The 4,063-nt window shown below is 67.8% G+C and carries 1 protein-coding gene; it reads left to right on the forward strand.

Annotated features, from left to right (window positions below; translation table 11 throughout):
* Positions 1–4,063: hypothetical protein (locus ACFUJR_RS38865; protein ID WP_383451267.1), on the forward strand; the 4,063-nt coding region annotated here is incomplete at both ends.

Here is a 4,063-nt window from a genome sequence, read left to right on the forward strand (position 1 = left end):
CGGGAGGCTGTGGCGCGGGGTGATGATCTGGACACGGTCATCGCCGGTCTGCGGATGCGCGTCGGTGTTCCGGATGCCGTGGACGTCGATCCGGTGGCGGTTGATGGGTTGCTCGGTGAGGGAGGGGAGGAGTTCCTCGGGGCGATGGAGTGGTCCGACGAGGGCCTGGAGGAGTTCGCGAGGTTCCTCGAGGGGACGGAGCGTGTCGGTGGCGTGGAGGTGGGGTCCGAGGACACGTCGGATCCGGTTGTCATCGTCCCGGACGTGGAGTTGCCTGAGGGTACGGGCGAGCTGAACCTGGATCAGCTTGCGGAGGCGGAGGCGGAGGCGGTCCCGGTCTCTGTGCCGCGGGCCGAGAATGCCGAGGCGCCGGAGTCGGTGGTTCCCGCTCCACCGAACGTCGGGGAAACGCGTCTCTCTTTCGAGCAGGCGGTGGCCGAAGGCTCCCCGGTGGGGCAGTGGGCGGACTACGCCGTGGCCAGGGTGCTACACGACCGGAAGAACGGCGTCGCCATGATGATGTCGAAGATCTCGAGCAGCCTCGGCATTGAGGGGAAATGGCGCGAGCAGGCTTTCGTTCTCGGTGTCTTGGAGGCGTCGGGAGTGCTCGCGCCCTATCCGATGCGTGTGGGCGCCACCTATGACCAGATGAGGAGGGCGGTCGGCCTGGTTGCCGGCAAGCTGAAAGCCAGCGGCCCGCTGGATCTGGTGAGCGTGGCGGGCACCGTCCTGGGTAACAGGCACCAACAACATTGGCGGGTTCTGGGCTGGGCCACCGGTGCCATGCTTCTTCATCCTCTGGCGGACGGTGCCCGTCAGCGGTTGAAGGATGAGGTGGTGGAGCTGGGCCGGCAGGCCCGGGACCTTGGTCAGGTGCCTGACGTGGAGGGCATCGTGCGGCGGGTTTTCGGGGTGGAAGCGACGATCAAGGTGACGGAGCACCAGAAGTTCTTGGTCTCCGGCTGGCTGAGCGGAGAAGAAGTCCCGTGGGAGCCCGTCGCCGGCACGGAGACCGCACTCGAGGTGGAGGCGAGCACCGCTCTCTTCGACGAGGGCTTCCCGCGGACGGATCAGATTGGGGAAGCGGAGGCGGACCCGGTCTCTGTGCCGCGGGCCGAGAGTGTCGTGATGCCGGAGTGGGTGGTTCCCGTTCCGCCGAACGCCGCGGACCCGCGTCTCACTTTGGCGCGGGCGGTGGCCGAAGGCTCCCCGGTGGGGCAGTGGGCGGACTACATCGTGGCCAGTGCGGTGCACGACCGGAGGACCGGCGTCCCCCTCGCAGTGGCTGAGATCTTGAGGAGCCTCCGCATTAGGCAGAAGTGGAACGAGTCCCGCTTCGTTCTCGGTGTCCTGGAGGCGGCGGGAGTCCTCGCGCCCTATCCGATGCGTGAGGGTGCCACCTATGGCCAGATGATCAGGGCGGTCGGCCTTGTTGCCGGCAAGCTGGTGGCCGGCGAGTCGATTTCTCCGTGGCAGGTAGCGGGCACCGTCCTGGGTGCCAAGTCCCAGTCCGCAGGGGCGTGGCGGGTTCTGGGCTGGGTCACCGGTGCCATGCTTCTTCATCCTGTGCGGGGCGGTGCCCGTCAGAGGATGAGGGATGAGGTGGTGGAGCTGGGTCGGCAGGCCCGGCTCCTCGGCCAGGTGCCCGATGTGGAGGGCATCGTGCGGCGGGTTTTCGGGGTGGAAGCGACGACCGAGGTGACGGAGCATCAGAAGTTCCTGGTCGTCGGCTGGCTGAGCGGAGAAGAGGGCCTGTGGCACTCCGTCGCCGGCCTGGAGGTCACGCCCGAGCTCGACCGGTTCGCCGATGAGGTGGTGACGCACGCGCTGTCTCAACTCGCCCTTGGTCGTACGGCCGATATCTCCGGTATGGAGGGGGTGGCCGGGCAGGGCGAGAGCATGTTCGGAGTTGGCGTGTTGGAGTGGATGGGGCTCGCTACTCCTGGGGGGCGCATGCGCAGGGGCGCCACTTACCAGGAGATGCTGCGCATCGTCCTGTCGGCTCGGCGTGACAAGGCGGAGGGCCGGTCTGTCGATGCCCGGCGCTACGAGACGACAGCGGTAGCCGGGTCGGGGGAGTGGGCTCGTCGTGTGGCCCGGATCAAGGGGTGGCTGACGGCCGCCGGTGTGGTGGGCTCCCGGCCGGTGAACGGTTCCAGGCAGGCGTTGATCGACAAGGCCCGGGGGCTGGCGGCGGCAGCCGGCGTCGCCGGGAACGGCGGTTACGACGTCCCGAGCTTCGCGCGTGAGGTGTTCGAGGCCCAGATGGCGGTCGACCATCAGGTATACGTCGTCAGGGAATGGATCGGCGCGGGGAACAATCAGACGCTGACGCCGATTCTCGAACATCTGCTGTATGCCGCCATGCCGTTGAGCGACATCGCGTACCGGTTGGGTATGGGTGACGACGAGGACCGGGCCCACCGGTTCCTGCTGGAACAGAGTGCGCGCTACCGGACGGACTTCGACACGGCGCTTGCGGAGATTCTCGGCAACGCCCTGGTGCGCGACCGTGATGTGGACGCGAAGCTGGGCGACTTCGCGGCGCGGAAGGGTCTGCGTGTGGAGACGGTCAAGCTGTGGCGGAATCATCACGACGATGTGTTGCTGCTGCGTCGCGGGCTACGTGACCTGTCGAAGCAGGAGTGGGAGGAGCTGCGCAGCCGGGCGATGTCGCGTTTGACGCAGCCGGCGGACGAGGAGCGGAGCGGTGCCATAGCTCTACTGGCCGAGGAGCGGCTGCTGCGGGCGATGTGGGATCTGCGCGAGGAGGAGAACGCGCGGATGATGGAAATGGATATGGACGTCGTCGCGTCGGTGCCCGGGGACGAATCGGCGTTCGCAGTACCGGAGTCGCAGCATGAAGACAACACGGCGCCCCCGGTCGTGGGGGCCGATCACGTCGACGACGTCATGTCGCTGGACGAAGAGATCTCCGACACCCAGGAGTCGACCGTCCCCGTGTCGTCCGATGCTCATGCGCGGGTTGCTCGGGTGCTGGCCGAGTACAAGCAGCGGCCTGAGGCGCCGGCGTCCGAACTTGTGGGGGTCGCCTATCCCGGCGTCACGGAGCCGTCTCTCGACCAGGTGATGCGCACGGTCGGTTTCCTGGAGGCCGTGGGGGCGCCGTCCATTGGTGAGGTGGCGCCGATCGAGATGGTCGTGGCGGTGGCCATGATGAGGAGCAGGACCGACAGCGGCGAGGAGGGGTGGACGGTCGACGAGGTCGTCGAGGAGGTCCTGGGGGCGGAGCGGAACGTCGATGGTGAGTCCTCGCGTCTGCTGGGCTGGTTCGAGGCGGCCCGATATCTCGACGGTTCGGACGGGCCGAGTGTGTACAGCGTGTTCGTCGAGCGTGTCGTGCAGACCGGCCGTGATCTGCGCGGGGCGGACGGGCGTGTGGATGTAAGAGAGGTGGCCCGTCTTTCCTTCGCTGTCCGGGAGCCCTCTGCGACGCAGATGGCCGCGGTCCGGTACTGGCTCGCCCAGCACGGCATGTCTGTCACGGTCGACCAGGGCGAGAGCGCGGGGGCCGTGAAGGGGGCCTCCACGCACACCCGCGGACCAGTCGTCGCCGTCATCGCATCGCTGCTCGACGGACTGCCGGAGCCGGCCAGGCCGCTGGACGAGAGCGTGTCCTTGCGTGAGCGTGCCGAATACGTCGTCCACCGGACGGTCCTGGCCGTGACCGCGGGCCAACGCTTCGTCCCCCTTGAGGCGTTGGCCGCCGAGGTCTTCGGGGTGGGACACTCCACTTACGAGTGGGGGATGGTCGCCGGATTCGTGCAGGGTGCCGGGCTCGGCTCGCTGTTGCATCAGAACGCCACCGACACCAGTCAGCACATGGCCGGTGTCTTCGCGGCGGCGCGAAGGAGCCTTGAGGAGGGGAAGCCGGTTGATCCCCTCGCCATCACGACGAGCATTCTGGGACGAGCGCCCCATAACCACGATCGGTATCTCTGGGGGACCGTTACTGGCTGGCTCACCGTCGCTGGGCTGATGGGCGGGCCGGTGGTGAAGGACGGCGTCATCGAGCGCATCAAGGGTGCTCTGACCGGTGCGG

The organism is Streptomyces sp. NPDC057271 (assembly GCF_042668715.1).
GTDB lineage: Bacteria > Actinomycetota > Actinomycetes > Streptomycetales > Streptomycetaceae > Streptomyces.